The sequence below is a fragment of the Geodermatophilus pulveris genome, assembly GCF_900188375.1.
GTDB classification, from domain to species: Bacteria; Actinomycetota; Actinomycetes; order Mycobacteriales; family Geodermatophilaceae; genus Geodermatophilus; species Geodermatophilus pulveris.
Genome location: NZ_FZOO01000003.1, coordinates 257,646 through 275,083, shown reverse-complemented (window position 1 = coordinate 275,083; position 17,438 = coordinate 257,646). Strand labels below are relative to the sequence as shown.

Below are 17,438 nucleotides of genomic sequence, written 5' to 3'. Positions count from 1 at the left end.
AGCCCCGCGGGGCGTCCCGCGCCGTGGCGACGGGGGCAGGGCGGGTCAGCCGCCGCGTGCGGCCAGGGCCCGGAGTCGCTCGTTGTAGGCGGTCAGCTCGGCGTCCTGGTCGCGGTCGGCGGCGCGGTCCAGCCGGCGGGCCTTGCGCTGCTCGGAGCCCATCCAGCCGAACAGCACCAGGCCCATGACGAACACCGTCGGGATCTCGCCGAAGGACCAGGCGATGCTCCCGGCGGCCTTCTGGTCGGCCAGCGGGTCGACGCCCCAGCCGGCCGGCGGGCTGGCGAAGGTGTCCACGACCAGCGAGCTGGCCATGAGGATCGCGACGCCGAAGAAGGCGTGGAACGGCATGGGGATGAGCAGCTCGAGCATCCGGCCGCCGTGGCCGGTGGTCCGCGGCCAGGGGTCCTGGGCGAGGATCGGGCCGAAGAACAGCAGCCCGGTGACGGTGAAGTGGGCGAGCATGAACTGGTGGCCCACCGGGTTGGCCATCAGGGCGTCGAAGACGGGCGTGAAGTAGACGGCGTAGAGGCTGGCCAGGAACAGCGGCAGGGTGAACGCCGGGTGGGACACCACGCGGGCGACCCGGCTGTGCAGCGCGTCCAGCAGCAGCGCCCGCGGGACGCCGGCCAGCGTCCGGCCGCGCGGGAGGGTCCGCAGCGCCAGGGTGACCGGGGCGCCGAGCAGCAGGAGCACCGGGGCGACCATGGACAGCACCATGTGCTGGGCCATGTGCACGCTGAACAGCACCATGCCGTAGCCGCTCAGCCAGGTGCCGGTCACGGCGAACAGCGCGAGGCAGCCGGCCGTCCAGGACGCCGTCCGCCACCACGGCCAGGCCACGCCCGAGCGGCGCAGCACCGCGACCGCGACCGGGTAGCCGACCAGGCCGAGCAGGCCGAGCACGGCCAGCCACGACCAGCCGTCGAGGTGCGGCAGGAACAGCCGCCCCCACGTCGGCGGCTCCGCGGGCACCCACATGCCCGAGTGGTGACCGTGGTCCACCGCTGCTGCCTCCCGCCCCGCCGTGCCGATGCACCCACTGTCCCACTCGGCGACGGGATGGGACGGCGCCCTGCGAGGGGGTCCGTCACTCGTGGACGGGTGCCTCGTGCCCGGCGTGCGCCTCCGCCTCCAGCTGGAAGGTGCAGTGCGCGACGTCGAAGTGCTCGCCCAGGCAGTCGCCGAGCGCGTCGAGCACCCGCCCGCCGTGGCCGTCGGCGAGCGCCTCGTCGCTGACGACGACGTGCGCGGAGAGCACCGGCAGGCCGGAGGTGATCGTCCAGGCGTGCAGGTCGTGGACCCCGACGACGCCGTCCACCCCGAGGAGGTGGGCGCGCACCCGCTCCAGGTCCACCCCGCGCGGCGCCGCCTCCAGCAGCACGTCGACCGCCTCGCGCAACAGGGACCAGGCCCGGGGCACCACCAGCGCGGCGATGAGCAGGGAGGCGACGGTGTCCGCCGGCGTCCAGCCGGTGGTGGCCACCACGACGGCGGAGGCCAGGACGGCGACCGAGCCCAGCGCGTCGCCGAGCACCTCCAGGTGGGCGCCGCGGACGGCCAGCGAGTCCCGCCGGCCGCGGTGCAGCAGCGCCAGCCCGCCGAGGTTGACCGCCAGGCCGAGCGCGGCCACGGCGAGCACCAGGCCGGCGTCGATCCGCGGCGGGTCCCCGATCCGGCGGACCGCCTCGACCACGACGTAGCCGGCCACCGCGACCAGCAGCAGGCCGTTGGCGACGGCGGCGAGGACCTCCGCGCGCTGCCAGCCGAAGGTCCGCCGTCCGCGGGCGGGGCGCTGGGCCAGGGACACCGCGCCGAGCGCCAGGCCGATGCCCAGCGCGTCGGTGGCCATGTGCCCGGCGTCGGCCAGCAGGGCCAGCGACCCGGAGACCAGCGCGCCGGCCACCTCGGCGGCCGCCACGACCAGGGTCAGGACGAGGACGACGGCCAGCCGGCGGCGGTGGGCGCCCGACGCGGTCGCGGCGGGGTGCCCGTGGTCGTGCCCGTGCCCCATCGACCCCCCTCTGCTGTCCGCTGCGGACCCCGAGTGTGCCCCGCCCCGGCCTGGTGACGTGCTGGAACGGCTCCCCTGCAGGGACCCGCCGCGAGCTCGCGAGTGGCTGGGGCCAGGGGGGTCCTCCGTCAGATCCCGACGCCGCGTTCCCGGAGGTAGGCCACCGGGTCGACCGGCTCGCCGCCCGGCCCGCCGCGGCGCACCTCGAAGTGCAGGTGCGGGCCGGTGGACTGGCCGCGGTTGCCGAGCAGCGCGATGGTGTCGCCGGCCCGCACCACCTGGCCGGGGGTCACCAGGACCTCGTCCATGTGCCCGTAGACGGTGACGTCGCCGTTGGCGTGCCGGACGTACACCGCCAGCCCGTAGCCGCTGGCCGGGCCCGCCTCCAGGACGATGCCGTCCATCGCGGCGTACTCCGGGGTGCGCATCGGGGCGGCGAGGTCGATGCCGGCGTGCAGGGTGCCCCAGCGCGACCCGAAGCCGCTGGTGAGCCGGCCGCCCTCGACGGGCAGGACGGCCTCGGGCCGGGCGGCCTCGGCGGCGAGCCGGTCGGCCTCGGCGGCGACCCGGTCGGCCTCGGCCTGCGCCGCCGCCGCGGCGGTGCGTCCGGCCTCGCGGACGGTGCGGTCGGCGGCCAGCTCCCCGAGCCGCGCGGCGGCCTCGGCGTCCGGGACGGCGGCCGGCGCGCCGGCGTGCAGGCCCAGCTCCTGGGCGACGCTGACCGGGCCGGCCGTCCCGGCACGGGTCTCCCTGGCGCGGGCGACCGGTTCGCCGGCGGTGACCAGGCCCAGCGCGCTGGCCCCGACGAGGGCGGCGGCGACGTGTACGGCGCGGCGGCCGCGCAGGCGGCGGAGCAGCGGCGTCACGGCCGCTGCCGGGCCCCCCGTGATGCCGGATCGCGCCGCGGCCTCGGCCCGGCCGGTGAGGTCGGCGGGGTCGGCGACCCCGGCGAGCCGGGCCCGTGCGGCGGGAGGGGTGTCCGACCGTCGCGCCTCCTCGGGGCGCCGGGTCGGGAGGGTGGGCCGGGACGTCCGCTCCAGGTCGAGGGGGCGGTCGTGGTGGAGCTGGGTCATGCACCTGGCTTCCGTAGGGGACGGGGGTCGCGCGCGGTGCCCGGGGGAGCGGACGGGAGCCATGGAAACACGAGGTGACCGTTTGGTGACCTCCGGACGGGGGTATCCGCGGCCGTCCCGGAGACGGCGGTCACCGAACGCCACCGGTGTCGATCCACGGGATGTCGACCGCCCCTCACGCAGCGTGGGTGACACGCCGCGCCGGGCGCCGGACTGGAGCGATCGTCGTCACGACGGGGCAGGAGTCCCCCGTCGAGCCCGACGACCCCACCCGAGGAGCCCATCCCCCATGCGCGCAGTGACCTGGCACGGCCGAGCCGACGTCCGGGTGGACACCGTCCCCGACCCGGCGATCCAGGACCCGACCGACGTGGTCGTCGAGGTGACCTCCAGCGGCATCTGCGGCTCCGACCTGCACCTCATCGAGGTCATGGCGCCCTTCATGTCGGTCGGGGACGTGATGGGTCACGAGCCGATGGGCGTCGTCCGCGAGGTGGGCCGGGACGTCACCGCCGTCAGGCCCGGCGACCGGGTCGTCGTCCCGTTCAACATCTCCTGCGGCACCTGCTGGATGTGCTCCCAGGGCCTGCAGTCGCAGTGCGAGACGACGCAGAACCGCGAGCAGGGCTACGGCGCCTCGCTGTTCGGCTACACCAAGCTCTACGGGCAGGTGCCCGGCGGGCAGGCGGAGTACCTGCGGGTGCCCTTCGGCAACACGCTGCCGGTCACGGTGCCCGACGGGCTGCCCGACGACCGCTTCGTCTACCTCTCCGACGTGCTGCCCACTGCCTGGCAGGCGGTCCAGTACGCCGCGACGCCGCCCGGCGGCACGCTGCTGGTGCTGGGCCTGGGGCCGATCGGCGACATGTGCACCCGCATCGCCCACCACCTGGGCATCGAGCACGTGTGGGCCTCCGACGTCGTCCCCGAGCGCATCGCCCGGGCGGTCGGCCGCGGCACGGACGTGATCCGCTCGACCGACCAGGCCCAGGTGGTCGGCGAGATCCGCGAGGCCACCGCCGGTCGCGGCCCGGACGCCGTCATCGACGCGGTCGGCATGGAGGCGCACGGCTCCCCTGTCGCGGCGATCGCCCAGAAGGCCTCCGCGATCGTCCCGGACGCGATCATGGAGAAGGTCATGCAGGTGGCCGGCGTCGACCGACTGGCCGCGCTGAACACCGCGATCGAGGCCGTCCGCCGCGGCGGCACCATCTCGCTGTCCGGCGTCTACGGCGGCGCCAGCGACCCGATGCCGCTGAACAAGATGTTCGACAAGCAGATCCAGCTGCGCATGGGCCAGGCCAACGTCTGGCGCTGGGTGCCCGACATCCTGCCGATCCTCACCGAGGGCGACCCGCTGGGCGTCGACGACTTCGCCACCCACCGCGTGCCCCTCGAGCAGGCCCCCCAGGCCTACGCCGACTTCCGGGAGAAGAAGGACGGCGCGGTGAAGGTGCTGCTCCAGCCCTGACCCGCACCGTGTGAGCAGACCCACGCGGTGTCCCGGGCATGCCCGCCCGGGACGCCGCCTTGGGCACGGGAGAGCCCGACCCCACGGACGACGCAGTCCGAGCCCCGCCCGGAACCGCACCGTCCTGGAGTCGCCCCGTGCCCCGCGCCCTGCTCGCCCTGTCCATCGGCGCCTTCGGCATCGGCACCACCGAGTTCGTCGTCATGGGCATGCTCCCGGAGGTCGCCGAGGGCCTCGGCGTCTCGGTGCCCTCGGTGGGGCTGCTCATCTCCGCCTACGCCGTCGGCGTGGTCGTCGGCGCCCCGACGCTCACCGCGCTCGGCGTGCGCTTCCCGCCGCGGCAGACCCTGGTCGCCCTCATGGCGCTGTTCGTCGTCGGCAACGTGCTGTCGGCGGTGGCGCCGAGCTACGAGACGCTCGCCGCCGCCCGGGTGCTCACCGCGCTGGCGCACGGCTCGTTCTTCGGTGTGGGGGCGGTCGCCGCCCGACGGCTGGTCCCCGCCGACCGGTCGACCAGCGCGATCTCGCTGATGCTGGTCGGGCTCACGCTGGCCAACGTCGTCGGCGTCCCGCTGGGCACCTTCGCCGCCCAGCAGACCAGCTGGCGGCTGGTGCTCGGCGCCATCGCGGTCATCGGGCTGGTCACCATCGCCGGCCTGCTGGCCTGGATGCCGCGGGCACTGGGCGAGCCCGGCGACCTGCGCACCGAGCTGGCCGCCTTCCGCCGCGGCCGGGTGTGGCTGGTGCTGTGCCTGACCATGGTCGGCTTCTCCGCGCTGTTCGCCGTGTACAGCTACGTCAGCCCGATCCTCACCGAGCTGGCCGGCCTGCCGGTGGAGTGGGTGACCCCGGTGCTGGCGCTGTTCGGCATCGGCACGACGGTGGGCACGCTGGTCGGCGGGCGACTCGGCGACCGCTACGGGTCCTCCTTCGTCGTGGCCGGCCTGCTGGCCACCGCCGCCGTCCTGGCCGCGTTCGCCGTCCTGGCCCGCACCCCGGCCGCCGCGGTCGTGCTGCTCGTGCTGTTCGGCGCGCTGGCGTTCGGGCTCGGCCCGGTGGTGCAGAACGGCGTCATCGAGGCGGCGCGGGTGCCCGGCGGCAGCCTGGTCTCGGCGGCCAACCAGGGGGCGTTCAACGTGGCCAACGCCGTGGGCGCCGCGCTCGGGGCCGGCGTGCTGTCCGCCGGCCTGGGCTGGACCGCGCCGATCTGGGTGGGCGCCGCGCTCGCGCTGGCCGGCGCCGGGCTCGCCGTCGTCGTCCGCGCGGCCGACCGCCGGGACCGGCTGCAGGCCCCGGCGGGGGCGGCAGCCGTCCCGGCCGGGCAGCGCACCGCCGCCTGACCGACCGGGCCCCGGCGGCTGGAGACCTCCCCGTGCGGGTCGCGCTCGCCCGGCTGCGGGCCCGCCCGACGTGCTGCCCATCCCGGGGGCCCATCCCGGGTCGACCATGGGGTCGTTGCCAGCGACACGGGGGGACACGCCGACCGGGCCTGCGACAACCCCGTGATCGACGACGGGGAGAGGGTGGGATGCCCGGCGTGACCCGACACGGTCAGCGGGCGCGCTGCACCCGGGCCTCCTCGAACACCGGCTCGGCCGACTCGTACACCCGCCCGTCGGCGCCGAAGACCAGGAAGCGGTCGAAGGAGCGGGCGAACCAGCGGTCGTGGGTGACGGCGAGCACCGTGCCCTCGAAGGCGGCCAGCGCCTCCTCCAGCGACTCCGCCGACAGCACGTCGAGGTTGTCGGTGGGCTCGTCGAGCAGCAGCAGCGTGGCGCCGGACAGCTCCAGCACGAGCACCTGGAAGCGCGCCTGCTGCCCGCCCGACAGCGTGCCGAACGGCTGGTCGCCCTGGGCGGCCAGCCCGTAGCGGCGCAGCGCGGCCATGGCCCGGCCGCGGTCGACGCCCGGCCGGCCGGGCTCGCCGTGCCACAGCAGGTCCACCGGGGTGCGGTCCGGCCAGCCCGGGTGGGCGTGGGTCTGGGCGAAGAAGCCGGGGACGACGCGGGCGCCCAGCCGCCACGAGCCGGTGTGCGCGACGTCCTGGCCGGCCAGCAGCCGCAGGAAGTGCGACTTGCCCGCGCCGTTGGACCCCAGGACGCCGACCCGGTCGCCGAACCAGAGCTCGAGGTCGAACGGCCGCATCAGCCCGGTGAGCTCGAGCCGCTCGGCGGTGACCGCCCGCACCCCGGTGCGCCCGCCGCGCAGCCGCATGGCCACCTCCTGCTCCGGCGGGCGGTCCGGCGGCGGGCCGGCCGCCTCGAACCGTGCCAGCCGGGTCTGCGCGGCCCGGTACCGGGAGGCCATGTCCGGGGAGTTGGCCGCCTGCTGCTGCAGGGTGCGCACCAGCTCGACCAGCCGGGCGTGCTCCTCGTCCCAGCGGCGGCGCAGCTCGGCCATCCGGTCGTGCCGGGCCGCGCGGGCCCCGGCGTAGCCGGTGAAGCCGCCGCCGTGCACCCACGCCGTCCCGCCCTCGACGGTGACCACCCGGTCGGCGACGCGGGCCAGCAGCTCCCGGTCGTGGCTGACGAACAGCACCGTCTTGCGGGTCGCCAGCAGCCGCTCCTCCAGCCACCGCTTGCCCGGGACGTCCAGGTGGTTGTCCGGCTCGTCGAGCAGCAGCACCTCGTCCGGGCCGCGCAGCAGGGCCTCCAGCGCCAGCCGCTTCTGCTCGCCGCCGGACAGGCCGGCCAGCTCGCGGTACTTGCACCGGTCGAAGGGCACGCCGAGCGCGGCCACCGTGACCGTGTCCCAGGTGACCTCGGCCTCGTAGCCGCCCGCGTCGCCCCACTGCGCGAGCGCGTCGGCGTAGGCCAGCTGCGCGTCGTCGTCGTCGGTCTCCATGAGGGTGAGCTCGGCGGCGTCGACGGCGTGCCAGGCGGCCCGCACCGCCGGCGGGGAGAGGTCGACGAGGAAGCGCTGCACGGTGGTGCCGTCGCGGACGGAGCCGATGGTCTGGCGCATCACCCCGAGGCCACCGGTGCGGGCGACGGCGCCGGCCTCGGGCACCAGGTCGCCGGCGATGATCCGCAGCAGCGTCGTCTTGCCGGCCCCGTTCTCGCCGACCAGCGCGGCGCGGGCGCCCTCACCGACCCGGAAGGAGACCCCGTCGAGCAGCACCCGGCCGTCGGGGAGGGTGTGCCGCACCCCGGTGACGTCGACCGATCCCACGGCGCCATCGTCCGGGTGGCGGCAAGCGCATTCCCGCGCCGGTCAGGCGACGGACTGCAGCCGCTCCCGGGCGAGGCGCTCGACGAGCTCGGGCAGCGCCGTGGCCGGCACCCCGCTGAGGTCCTGGCGGCAGGTGCGGACCACGGTGCCGATGACCTGCGGGCGCAGCCGCGGACCGAACTCGTCGGCGAGCCGGGCGACGGCCTGGTCGACGGCGGGGTCGACGGCGGGGTCGACGGCGGGTTCCTCGGTCAGCGTCATGCGGTGGGCGCCTCCGTGCGCGGGGGAAGAGCGTCGGTCGGACGCGCGTCGGCGTCGGCCCCCACGGTGTCCCCCTCCGAACGGCCGCACCAGGGACCTAGGTCACTGGAGCAACCCCAGGTTGCGCAGGGCCGGCCGGTCAGCCGGCCGCGACGCCGTTCGCGCCGTCCCGGGTGGCGGCGACCGCGTCCCGGAGCAGGGTGGTGAGCTCGGCCCGGTCCACGCGGTCCAGCGCGGTGAACCGGATGCAGCTCTTCCCGCAGGAGACCCGCCCCAGCCGCCCGGCACGCGCCTCGGCGAGGTACTCCCCGTCGACGACGGCGGAGACGTACAGCGACAGGTGCCGCTGCTGGGCGGCGAGCAGGACCAGCGGCCAGGTGGTCGTCTCCCTCGCCGAGCGCGGCCGGTAGGGCATCAGGCCGTAACCCAGCGCCCGGCGGGAGCCGAGGGTCACCAGCTGCCGGTCGATGCCCGGCGCGGCCGCCCGCACCAGCTCGTCGACCCGCCGCAGCTCGGCCTCGCGCGGGCCGGCGGCGGTGAGCCACTCCTCGACCTCGGCGTCCACGCCCGCCTCCTCAGCCCAGCGCGATCGACAGCACCGTCGCCGCGGCGGTCACCAGCAGCGCCACGACGACCACCGTGGCGACCAGCCGCCGGCGCCGTCGCGCGTCCCGCCCCCCGGCCCCGCCCATCCCCATCACGGCGCGCAGGCTACCGCCGGGGGACGACGGACTCCCCGGGCCGCCGACCCCACAGCAGGGTGTCCAGCGCGGTGCCGGCGGGAGTCTCGCGGCGCACCTGCTCCAGCCGGTCGACGTCGAGCAGCGCGGCCACCGGGGCCAGCCGACCGGTGCTGTACAGGATGGCCGGGTCCTGCGGGCCGCCGACCCCGTGCGCGACGTTGTCGGCGTCGTGGCCCAGGACGAGCAGCCGGCCGCCCGGCCGCAGCCAGCCGACCGCGCGGTGCAGCAGCGCCGCGGTGTCAGCCTCCGGCAGGTGCAGGTAGGCCACCAGCACCAGGTCGGGCGACCCCGGTGCGGCCTCCCAGTGCAGGACGTCGGCCGTCACCCAGGTCACCCGGTGGGCTCCCGGCCGGGCGCGGCCGCGCGCCAGGCCGGCCGCGGAGAAGTCGACGGCGGTCACCCGCCACCCACGCCCGGCCAGCCACAGCGCGTGCCGCCCCTCCCCCGCCGCCAGGTCGACCGCCACCCCGGGCGGCAGGTCGGCGAGCAGGTCGGCCACCAGCGCGTTCGGCTCGGCCGACCACTGCTGCTGTGCGGCGTACCGCGCGTCCCAGTCCGCTGCCCGCACGGGGACAGTCTCCCAGCGCGGGCGGGCGGGCGGGCGGACGACACAGCGTGACGGTGCCCGCGGGTGCTCCACCCATCGGGCGACCCGCCTCGGCGCGCGGTGCCGTCCCCCTCTTCGCCGGGCTGCTGACCGGCCCGGGGGCCGCCCTCTGGCCGGCCGGGGCCACCGCCGCGGCGGCCGACGAGCTCGTCCCGCCCGCTCCCCTGTCCGCGGCCGTGACCGACGCCGGCGACGTCACCGGGTGCCCGCCGAGGCCTGCCGCCCGGGTGTGCGGGGCCGCCCGGCTCGGTAGACCGTCTGTCGTGTTCGCCGTCGTCTCGCTGATCGTCGTCATCGCGCTCGGGCTGCTGGTCACCCGGGTCGCCACCGTCGCCCTGACCATGACCGGGATGAGCCTGGACCACGCGCGGTTCCAGGCCCGGTCGGCCTTCACCGGGACCGGCTTCACGACCTCCGAGGCCGAGGCCGTGGTCAACCACCCGGCCCGCCGGCGGGTCGCCATGGTGCTGATGTTGGTCAGCGGCGCGGGAGCCGTCTCGGTGCTGGGCACGCTGATCCTGAGCTTCACCGGGGTGGACACCACGGGGCGGGGGTTCGCCCGCGCCGCGGTGATCGTCCTCCTCCTCGCCGCGCTGCTGTGGCTGGCCCGGAACCGGGTCGTCGACCGGGCGCTGCAGCGGGTCATCGAGCGGTTCCTGCGCCGGTACGCCGACCTGGAGGTGCGCGACTACGCGGCCCTGCTGCACCTGCGCGGCATCTGGCGGGTGGTGCAACTGCCGGTCGAGGAGGACGACTGGATCACCTCCCGTCCGCTCGGGCGACTGCGCCTGCCCGAGGAGGGCATCACGGTGCTCGGCGTCGAACGGGGCACGACGTGGATCGGGGCCCCGGGGGACGACCTGCACGTGCAGCCGGGGGACGTCGTCGTCCTCTACGGCCGCGAGGAGATGCTGGGCGACGTCGCCGAGCGGCTGCACGGGGACGAGGGCGAGGCGGCCGGCGAGCGCGCCCGCGCCTGGCACGCGGCGACGCCGCCGGTCGAGCAGCTCGATCGCTCGTGGCCGCGCCGCGACCGGGCGGCGTCGTAGCCCGCTGGCACGCTCCCCGCATGACGACGGCGACCGAGCAGGCCCTGCTGCGGCTGGTGGCGCTGCGGGTCGCCGGGCCGCCGGCCGCCGACGCCGCCGCGGCGGTCCGCCTGCTCACCTGCGTGCAGGGCCAGGACCTGCCCGGGGCGCTGACCTCGGTGGCGCTGCGGACGGCGCAGCGCTCCCGGGCCGGGGTGGAGGCGGCGCTGGGGGCCGGCGAGGTGGTCCGCTCCTGGCCGATGCGCAGCACGCTGCACCTGGTGCCCGCCGAGGACCTGCACTGGCTGCTGGAGCTGTGCGGGCCGCGGGTGCTGGCTGGCGCCGCCCGGCGGCGGGCGGTGCTCGGCATCACCGAGGCCGACACCGAGCGGGCCCGCGACCTGGTCACAGCCGCGCTGAGCGGGGGACGGCGGTGCGGCCGCAGGGAGCTGCTCGCCGCCGTGGCCGACGGCGGGGTCGCCACCACCGGGCAGCGCGGCTACCACCTGCTGTGGTACCTGGCGCAGACCGGCACCCTCTGCCTCGGCCCGATGGCCGGCGGCGAGCAGCAGTTCGTGCTGCTCGACGAGTGGGTGCCCGCGCCGCGCCGGCTGGACCGGGACGCCGCGCTGGCCGAGCTGGCGCTGCGCTACCTGCGCGGCCACGGGCCGGCCACCGTCGCCGACCTCGCCCGCTGGTCGGGGCTGACGGTGACCGACGTCCGCGCGGGGGTGGCCGCGGTCCGCGGGGAGCTGGCCGCCGTCCAGGTCGACGGCCGCGAGCTGCTCATGGCGCCGGAGACCGCGGACCTGCTGGCCCAGCACCGGGGCGAGGCGGCCGGGCTGCACCTGCTGCCGGGGTTCGACGAGTACGTCCTCGGCTACGCCGACCGCAGCTGCGCCGTCCCGCCCGAGTTCGCCGACCGGATCGTGCCCGGCGGCAACGGGGTGTTCCGGCCGACCGTCGTGCACGCGGGGCGGGTGCTGGGCACCTGGGCCTGGCAGGGCCCACGGTCGAGGGGGCAGGGCGCGCCGCGCTCGGTGGCCGCGACCCCGTTCACCGCCTTCCCCGACGACGTCGCCGCCGCCATCCCCGCGGCGGCGGCCGCGCTGCCCTGACCGGCTACGCCGGGTTGGCCGGCTCCGCGCGCGCGACCACGAACACCGGGATGGCGCGGTCGGTCCGGCGCTGGTAGTCCGCGCAGGGCGGGTAGGCCGCCACGGCCCGCCCCCTGGCCCCCCTGCAGGGCCCCGCGGCGAGCGTGCGAGTCGCGGGGGGCAGGGGGGTCCTTCTACTGGTCGGGGTGCGTGCGCAGGTTGCCCACCCAGGCGGGGTCCGTGGGCGCACCGCCCTGCGAGCCGACCATGGCGTAGGCGCCCTCGTGCTCGACCCGCATGAGCGGCTGCTTGCGCAGCCTCCCCGAGCGCGCACCGCGGGTGCTGAAGATGACGACCGGCAGCCCGGTGTCGCCCAGCGTGGCGGCCTCCCGGCCGCCGGTGGCCTCGTAGCGCTCGACCTGGTCGCGGACCCACTGCTGCGTGCTGGGTGCGTACTCGCCCTCCAACGGCATGGTGCGACCGTAGCCGTCTACCGGCGGCCGGCCCCCGGGGTCGCCGCGTCGATGGTGTGCGGCACGAAGAAGCTCAGGTTGTCGGTGATCAGACCGTCGCTCTCCCGGATGCCCAGCCCGGCCGGCTCGCCGTCCACCACCCACGCGCCCAGCACCGGGTGGTGCGGCCCGTCGACGCCGGCGAAGTCCGGCAGCGGGGCGAACTCCTGCACGACCCAGCCCTCGGTGCCGTACCGGCCGGGCTGCTGCTCGGCGACCTGCCCCTCGCGGACGATCTGCACGTTGGCCCCCTCCCGGCCCCACAGCGGCTTGCGCACGTAGGTCCGCCAGGACGACGGCAGCTCGTCGGCGAAGTAGGCCGGCAGCAGCAGCGGGGACAGCGCCGGGTCGCCGCCGAACAGCCGCCACAGCACCGGCAGCAGCGCCTTGGTGCTCCACAGCATCTTGTAGGCCGGCTCCACCCACGTCGTCCCCCCGGGCCGGGCGGCGTCGGCCAGGACGGCGGGCCCGAACTCGTCCTCGAGCAGCCACTCCCAGGGGTAGAGCTTGAAGACGACGTCGAGGTGGCGGCCCTGCTGGTCGTAGAAGCGGCCGTCGCCGGGGTCCAGCGCGATGTCCTCGACCACCAGCTCGATCGCCTCGTAGCCGGCCTGGACGACGGTGTCCATCAGGTAGGCCACGGTCATCCGGTCCTCGCCGGAGCGCTCCTCCGACGTCCAGGCCAGGTGCACCCGCGGGTGGACGCCGGTGCGTCGCTCCCAGCGCAGCAGGTTGCGCCGCCAGGCGGCGACCAGCCGGTCGTGCAGGGCGTTCCACTGGTCGGCGCCCTGGCCGGTGAACAGGTGCCAGTTCCACTGGGTGACGGCGGACTCCACCAGCCCGGTGGGGGTGTCGGCGTTGAACTCCAGCAGCTTCGGGGGGCCCTGCCCGTCGTAGCGCAGGTCGAAGCGGCCGTAGACGCTCGGCGGCTCGGTCTCCCAGGTGCGCCGGATCTCCGGGCGGGCGATCGGCGGGATGCCCATCCGGTCGAACAGGTCGTGCTCGACGACGTGGTCGCCGGCGGCCACGCACATCTCGAACAGCTGGGCCACCCAGCCCTCCAGCTGCCGGACCTCGGCCATCGTGAAGTCGTAGAACGGGCCCTCGCGCCAGTAGCTGCGCAGCTCACCGCCGGGGGTCGTCGTCCGGTTGTAGACCAGCCCCTGGGCCTCGACCTCGGCCTCCCAGCCGGGCCGCACCACGCCCGCCTCCACCCGACGCACGCCCGGCTCCCCGCCCTGCCCGGGGGGTCAGCTGCCGGCGCCGACGCCGGACCGGGTACCGGAGTCGCCGCCCACGCCGGAGCCGATGCCGCCGGTCACCCGCGTGCCCCCGGAGACCCGGCCGGTGGCGGGCAGGCCGGCGCGCTGGCGGGCCGCGGTGTCGGTGGGGTTGATCCGGGTGCCGCCACCGGGCAGCACGGTGCCGACCGGCAGGCCGGAGCGGAAGCCGCCCAGGTAGAGGAAGAAGAACCCCGCGCCCGGGCCGCGGTAGTCGTCGTCGCAGAAGTCGTCGTCGACGATCTCGCCGTTCTCGTCGGTGCAGTAGGCGACCTGCTCCTGGTCCTGCTCCTCCGTGCCGCAGGCAGCGAGGAACCCGGTCGCCGCGGTGGCCAGCACCGTCGTCGTCAGGGCGCTGCGGACGCGGTTGGAGACGGCCATGTGCTCTCCCGGGTCGAGGGGTGTCCGGCCGACCCTAGATCGCCCGCGCCACCCGGTGTCCGGCTGCGGCCGCCGGTGTGCCGGATCCGGCCCCGGGTCGTACGGTTCGCACCGCGGGACCCGACGCAACCCGGAGGTGCCCATGTCCGACCGGCAGCCCCCCGAGATGGCCCAGGTGGCCGGTGAGACCGGCGCCAAGAAGGTCCACCGCAGCTGGGACCGCGTCCTGGTGTCGGCCTTCCTCGGGGGTGCCTACATCGCCTTCGGGGCGCTGGTGGCGATCACCGTCTCCTCGGGCCTGGACCCCGCCACGTGGGGCACCCTGCCGACGCTGTTCATGGGCGCGGCCTTCACCCTGGGGCTGGTCCTCGTGCTGGTCGCGGGCTCCGACCTCGCCACCGGCAACATGCTGCTGGTCCCGCTCGGCGCGATGCAGGGCCGGCTGGGCATGAGCGAGGTCGCGAAGAACCTCACGCTGGTGCTGCTGGGCAACCTGATCGGCGCCCTGGTCGTCGCCTACTTCCTGGCGGTGCAGACCGGGGTGATCGGCGGTCCCGGCGCCACCGGCAGCGCGGGGTTGACCCACGACCGGCTGGCCCAGATCGCCGAGGCCAAGGCGCTCAGCGAGTCCGCCTGGCAGGTCTTCCTGCGCGGAGTGGGGTGCAACTGGCTGGTCTGCCTCGCGGTCTGGATGTCGCTGGCCGCGACCACCGTCTCGGGCAAGGTGCTGGCGATCTTCCTGCCGGTGATGGCCTTCGTCGCGATGGGCTTCGACCACGTGGTGGCCAACATGTTCTTCCTGCCGGCCGCGGTGTTCGCCGGCGTCCCGGGCATCGGCTGGGGCGACATCGGTGTCAACTGGCTGCTGGCCGGCGTCGGCAACCTGGTCGGCGCCGTGGTCTTCGTCGGCACGTCCTACTGGTACCTGTTCCTGCGCGACGAGCCGGCGGCGCAGCCCAGCCGGGCCCCGACCGGCGGGGAGGCCGCCGAGCGCGCGTGACCGCCTCGGCGGCGTCGGCGACCTCGACGACCACCCGCGCCGGGGCGCCCGCGGGCAGCCGCCCGAGGGTGACCGCGATGGCCGGCAGCGCCGTCCCGTCGCCGGCCGGCAGGTGCCGGTCGACGTCCCCGGCGGGCGCGTGGGCACCGCCGGGACCGAGCAGCTGCACCCGGTCCCCCGGCCGGGCGGTGGCCGCCCACGGGCCGGCCAGCCCCTCGTCGCCGTGGGCGACGACGTCGAGGACGAGCTCGACGTGGGCGTCGGTGCACTCCGGCGCGGAGCCGGCCGGGCCCTCGCCGCCGAGCACCACGCGGACCAGCGCGGGGTCGGCCGCGAGGTCCGCAGCACGGTGGCCAGGCGGGGCGTGCGCGGGCGGCGCGGGGCCCAGACGGCCATGGGTGCCCCCTCGGGGAAGTGGTACGGGGGTTACGCCCCAGGACCGGGGGTACCGGCAGGACTCCACCCGCCGTCCGCCGGACGGCGGTGGGACCGGCACACCGACCCCGGGCGCTCGGCCGCCCCGGGGGCCCCGTACCTGCACACGAGGCCACGACGGCCGTCTCCCCGCCATGTGTGGGTGATCGTTTCGCGGGTACCGCCGGTCCGACCACGACATCCGCCGAGGAGGAACGATGACCCACTCCATCGACAGCCCGTTCCCGCCGCCGCCCTCCCCTGGCTCCGGTGCGACCAGCGGGAGCTCGACAGTGACGACCACCACGGCGACCACGACGTCGACGGGCTCCCCGTCGACCAGCGACGTGGCCAAGGACGAGGCCCGCAACGTGGGCCAGACCGCCGCGCAGGCCGGCAACCAGGTCGCCTCGACTGCTGCCGACCAGGCTCGGGAGGTCGCGCAGGAGACCAAGCAGCAGGCTCAGGACCTGGTGCAGCAGGGCCGCCAGCAGCTGCGCCACCAGGTCGTGGGGCAGCAGCACAAGGCGGCGGAGGGCCTGCAGGGCGTGGTCTCCCAGCTGCGCGGCATGGCCAACGGCGAGGCGCCGGCCCCGGGTCCGGTCAAGGACCTGCTGGACCAGGCGACCGGCTACGTGGAGCAGTTCGCCGACCGGCTGCAGCACCGCGAGCCGGCCGACCTGCTCGACGACGTCCGGTCCTTCGCCCGCCGCCGCCCCGGTGCCTTCCTGCTCGGCGCCGCGCTCGCCGGCGTGCTCGCCGGCCGGCTCACCAGCGGGGTCAAGGCCGCGCACAGCGACGGGGCGTCCAGCAGCGGCGGGCAGCAGTACCGGGCCAGCTACGCGCAGACGAACTACGTCGACCAGGCGCCGGCCTACTCCGGCCAGGAGACGACGACCGGCTACGAGACGGCGACCACCGGCTACAGCGGTACCGCTGCCACCGGCACCCCCGTCCCGCCGCCGCCGTACGGCACGACGGCGCCCGCCGGTGCCGCGGTGCCCCCCACCACCCCGGCCGGCTGGGACGAGTCGACCCGCCGTCCGGCGCAGGGGGTCTGACCATGAGTTCCCCCTACTCCGGCGCGACGCCGGTCGGCGCGCCCCAGGGCGGCCAGGACCCGTACGGGCAGGCCAACTACACCGTCCCCCCCGACGAGGCCTACGGCGAGCACAGCGGCACCGTGGGCACGCCGACGACTGCCGAGGGCCGTCCCGACATCGAGGGCACCTCGGTCGGGCAGCTGTTCGGCGAGCTGGCGAAGGACCTCTCCACGCTGATGCGCCAGGAGGTCGCCCTGGCCAAGGCCGAGGTCCAGGCCGAGGCCAAGAAGGCCGGCAAGGGCGTCGGCCTGATGGTCTACGCGGGCCTGGCCGGCTTCCTCACGCTGCTGTTCCTGTCCCACTCCCTGATGTGGTTCCTGGACAACCTCATGGACACCGGGCTGGCCGGGCTCATCGTGGCCGTCCTGTGGGGCATCGCCGCCGCCGTCGGCCTGAGCATGGGCCGCAAGGCGCTCAAGCAGGTGAACCCGAAGCCCGAGCGGACCGTGGACACGTTGTCCGAGGTCCCCGGCGCCCTCAAGCCCCACTGACCACGGCCTCGCGGCCCCCACAGACATCGGAGGACGGATCATGACCACCAGCAACGACCCGGAAGTCATCCGGCGGCAGATCGAGCAGACCCAGCGCGAGCTGAGCTACGACGTCGACGCGCTCAACGAGAAGGTGAACCCGTCCCGCGTGATGGACCGGCGGGTGACCGCGGCCAAGGGCCGGTTCTCCTCGGTCAAGGACCGCGTGATGGGCAGCGCGCAAGGTACCCGCTCCAGCGCGCAGTACCGGGCGCAGAGCGCGGCCGGGACCGTGCAGGACCGGGCGCACAGCGCCGCGGGCAGCGTGCAGGACACGGCGCAGGGTGCCGCGGAGAGCGTGCAGGGTGCCGCGCAGCAGGCGGCGCACGCGGTGCAGCAGGCGCCGGACACCCTCGTGCGGCAGGCGCAGGGCAACCCGCTGGCCGCGGGCCTGATCGCCTTCGGTGTCGGCTGGCTGGTCTCCAGCCTGCTGCCGGCCTCGGAGCGGGAGCGGCAGCTGGCCCAGCAGGCCGAGACCGCCGTCCGCGAGCACAAGGACGAGCTCCTCGCCCCGGCCAAGCAGGCCGCGCAGGAGGTCGGCGAGGAGCTCAGGCCGGCCGCCCAGCAGGCCGTGGAGGAGGTCAGGTCCACCGCGCAGGGCGCTGTACAGACGGTCAAGGAGGAGGGCCAGTCCGCGGCCCAGGACGTGCAGGGCCAGGCCCAGCAGTCCCGCCAGAGCGTGCAGAGCCAGTCCGGCAGCTGACCGGAGGCCTCCCTCGGGGAGGCCGTGGCACCACTCGCAGCGCGCCCCGC

General features: G+C 76.1%; 20 protein-coding genes and 1 pseudogene. 8 read left to right on the top strand and 13 right to left on the bottom strand.

The window, feature by feature from the left end:
- Positions 1-45: 45 nt before the first annotated feature.
- From CHB98_RS08010 to CHB98_RS08000, 3 genes are all read right to left on the bottom strand, one after another.
- Complete coding sequence (locus CHB98_RS08010; RefSeq protein ID WP_245821004.1) at positions 46-981, bottom strand: cytochrome c oxidase assembly protein; 936 nt, start codon at positions 979-981, stop codon at positions 46-48.
- 109 nt (positions 982-1,090) lie between these two features.
- Positions 1,091-2,014 (bottom strand): cation diffusion facilitator family transporter, encoded by a 924-nt coding sequence (locus CHB98_RS08005; protein WP_089305067.1) that lies wholly within the window; start codon positions 2,012-2,014, stop codon positions 1,091-1,093.
- Between the two features lie 128 nt (positions 2,015-2,142).
- Entirely contained in the window at positions 2,143-3,087 is a 945-nt protein-coding gene (locus CHB98_RS08000; RefSeq protein ID WP_089305066.1) for a M23 family metallopeptidase, read from the bottom strand.
- 289 nt (positions 3,088-3,376) lie between these two features.
- Here CHB98_RS08000 and CHB98_RS07995 point away from each other — a divergent pair, with 289 nt between their 5' ends.
- Positions 3,377-4,558 (top strand): alcohol dehydrogenase catalytic domain-containing protein, encoded by a 1,182-nt coding sequence (locus CHB98_RS07995; protein ID WP_089305065.1) that lies wholly within the window; start codon positions 3,377-3,379, stop codon positions 4,556-4,558.
- Between the two features lie 137 nt (positions 4,559-4,695).
- Complete coding sequence (locus CHB98_RS07990) at positions 4,696-5,898, top strand: MFS transporter (protein ID WP_089305064.1); 1,203 nt, start codon at positions 4,696-4,698, stop codon at positions 5,896-5,898.
- 211 nt (positions 5,899-6,109) lie between these two features.
- On the opposite strand, the gene CHB98_RS07985 is transcribed toward CHB98_RS07990, so the two are convergent.
- The 5 genes from CHB98_RS07985 to CHB98_RS07970 form a co-directional block, all read right to left on the bottom strand.
- Positions 6,110-7,729 carry an ABC-F family ATP-binding cassette domain-containing protein gene (locus tag CHB98_RS07985; protein WP_089305063.1) on the bottom strand — a complete coding sequence of 540 codons (1,620 nt, stop codon included), beginning with the start codon at positions 7,727-7,729 and terminating at the stop codon, positions 6,110-6,112.
- Positions 7,730-7,771: 42 nt separating this feature from the next.
- Positions 7,772-7,990, bottom strand: coding sequence for a three-helix bundle dimerization domain-containing protein (locus CHB98_RS07980; RefSeq protein WP_089305062.1), 219 nt, complete (start codon positions 7,988-7,990; stop codon positions 7,772-7,774).
- Between the two features lie 139 nt (positions 7,991-8,129).
- Complete coding sequence (locus CHB98_RS07975; RefSeq protein WP_089305061.1) at positions 8,130-8,555, bottom strand: DUF1801 domain-containing protein; 426 nt, start codon at positions 8,553-8,555, stop codon at positions 8,130-8,132.
- 10 nt (positions 8,556-8,565) lie between these two features.
- The gene (locus CHB98_RS22685; protein WP_281251844.1) at positions 8,566-8,691 is read right to left on the bottom strand and encodes a hypothetical protein; all 126 of its coding nucleotides are present in this window, start codon (positions 8,689-8,691) and stop codon (positions 8,566-8,568) included.
- A 10-nt stretch (positions 8,692-8,701) separates the two neighbouring features.
- On the bottom strand, positions 8,702-9,301 hold the full coding sequence (locus CHB98_RS07970; protein ID WP_089305060.1) for a class I SAM-dependent methyltransferase: 600 nt from the start codon (positions 9,299-9,301) through the stop codon (positions 8,702-8,704).
- A gap of 47 nt (positions 9,302-9,348) precedes the next feature.
- Here CHB98_RS07970 and CHB98_RS07965 point away from each other — a divergent pair, with 47 nt between their 5' ends.
- Both CHB98_RS07965 and CHB98_RS07960 read left to right on the top strand, forming a co-directional pair.
- Complete coding sequence (locus CHB98_RS07965) at positions 9,349-10,389, top strand: cation:proton antiporter regulatory subunit (protein ID WP_089305059.1); 1,041 nt, start codon at positions 9,349-9,351, stop codon at positions 10,387-10,389.
- A gap of 20 nt (positions 10,390-10,409) precedes the next feature.
- Positions 10,410-11,486, top strand: a complete 1,077-nt coding sequence (locus CHB98_RS07960; RefSeq protein ID WP_089305279.1) for a winged helix DNA-binding domain-containing protein — start codon at positions 10,410-10,412, stop codon at positions 11,484-11,486.
- A gap of 4 nt (positions 11,487-11,490) precedes the next feature.
- On the opposite strand, the gene CHB98_RS22270 is transcribed toward CHB98_RS07960, so the two are convergent.
- From CHB98_RS22270 to CHB98_RS07945, 4 genes are all read right to left on the bottom strand, one after another.
- Entirely contained in the window at positions 11,491-11,589 is a 99-nt protein-coding gene (locus CHB98_RS22270; protein WP_245821003.1) for a nitroreductase family deazaflavin-dependent oxidoreductase, read from the bottom strand.
- A gap of 70 nt (positions 11,590-11,659) precedes the next feature.
- Complete coding sequence (locus tag CHB98_RS22265; protein ID WP_245821002.1) at positions 11,660-11,938, bottom strand: nitroreductase/quinone reductase family protein; 279 nt, start codon at positions 11,936-11,938, stop codon at positions 11,660-11,662.
- Between the two features lie 17 nt (positions 11,939-11,955).
- Positions 11,956-13,200 carry a glutathionylspermidine synthase family protein gene (locus CHB98_RS07950; RefSeq protein ID WP_245821001.1) on the bottom strand — a complete coding sequence of 415 codons (1,245 nt, stop codon included), beginning with the start codon at positions 13,198-13,200 and terminating at the stop codon, positions 11,956-11,958.
- Positions 13,201-13,227: 27 nt separating this feature from the next.
- Entirely contained in the window at positions 13,228-13,638 is a 411-nt protein-coding gene (locus CHB98_RS07945) for a hypothetical protein (RefSeq protein ID WP_089305058.1), read from the bottom strand.
- Positions 13,639-13,780: 142 nt separating this feature from the next.
- On the opposite strand from CHB98_RS07945, the gene CHB98_RS07940 reads away from it, so the two are divergent.
- Positions 13,781-14,638 carry a formate/nitrite transporter family protein gene (locus CHB98_RS07940; protein ID WP_089305057.1) on the top strand — a complete coding sequence of 286 codons (858 nt, stop codon included), beginning with the start codon at positions 13,781-13,783 and terminating at the stop codon, positions 14,636-14,638.
- 55 nt (positions 14,639-14,693) lie between these two features.
- On the opposite strand, the pseudogene CHB98_RS07935 reads toward CHB98_RS07940, so the two are convergent.
- A pseudogene (locus CHB98_RS07935) lies at positions 14,694-15,209 on the bottom strand (siderophore-interacting protein); the annotation flags it as partial.
- Between the two features lie 136 nt (positions 15,210-15,345).
- On the opposite strand from CHB98_RS07935, the gene CHB98_RS21515 reads away from it, so the two are divergent.
- Genes CHB98_RS21515 through CHB98_RS07920 form a run of 3 tightly spaced genes read left to right on the top strand, consistent with a single transcriptional unit; the run spans position 15,346 to position 17,388 of the window.
- Positions 15,346-16,113 carry an ATP synthase subunit B family protein gene (locus tag CHB98_RS21515; protein ID WP_245821000.1) on the top strand — a complete coding sequence of 256 codons (768 nt, stop codon included), beginning with the start codon at positions 15,346-15,348 and terminating at the stop codon, positions 16,111-16,113.
- Between the two features lie 2 nt (positions 16,114-16,115).
- Positions 16,116-16,646, top strand: a complete 531-nt coding sequence (locus CHB98_RS07925; protein WP_089305055.1) for a phage holin family protein — start codon at positions 16,116-16,118, stop codon at positions 16,644-16,646.
- 40 nt (positions 16,647-16,686) lie between these two features.
- The gene (locus tag CHB98_RS07920) at positions 16,687-17,388 is read left to right on the top strand and encodes a DUF3618 domain-containing protein (RefSeq protein WP_089305054.1); all 702 of its coding nucleotides are present in this window, start codon (positions 16,687-16,689) and stop codon (positions 17,386-17,388) included.
- The last annotated feature ends 50 nt before the right edge of the window (positions 17,389-17,438 follow it).